Source organism: Paraburkholderia sp. BR14312 (assembly GCF_040948675.1).
Taxonomy (GTDB): domain Bacteria; phylum Pseudomonadota; class Gammaproteobacteria; order Burkholderiales; family Burkholderiaceae; genus Paraburkholderia; species Paraburkholderia nodosa_A.
The window spans coordinates 1-432 of sequence record NZ_JBFPKI010000080.1 but is presented as its reverse complement, the minus strand read 5'-3'; the positions used below and the strand labels follow the sequence as shown (position 1 = coordinate 432).

At 55.6% G+C, this 432-nt stretch carries 1 protein-coding gene; it reads right to left on the bottom strand.

Annotated features, from left to right (window positions below; translation table 11 throughout):
* On the bottom strand, positions 1 to 175 hold a 175-nt coding region (locus tag AB3X98_RS42090; protein ID WP_368607224.1), incomplete at its 3' end, for a porin.
* Positions 176 to 432: the final 257 nt, after the last annotated feature.

The following is a 432-nucleotide window of genomic DNA, read 5'->3' as shown; positions in this document are numbered from 1 at the left end:
CCCATCGGCTGCCTTGCATGTTGCCGCTCGCCAGCGTGTAGAGCTTTTGACCGCCGGAATTATTATTGAAAGCGAAGCCCGCATCGACAATGCCATACAGCGATACGCTGCTTTGTGCGTAGGCGTGACCAAATAAGGACATTATTGCCGCGCCGGCAAGCAGACTCTTTCTCACAGTGATCTCCAGGTGAATTTGAACAGACGGAATAGACGCTTCGCGTGTGACCCGCGATGTCAGCGTTGGCGCACTCTACCGCCTCTGTTCTCCTGGCGTATTCGAAATCAAACAAACTCGCTTTGCGCCTTTCGCAAAGCTTTGCTATGCCGAGGGGGGATGCCGATCGTTTGTCCGCTGCAGGTCTGCGATCAGATGATCGAGACAGAGGGTGGCGAGCCCGGTCAATGGGCGCGTCGATGACGTCTTGACCTGCA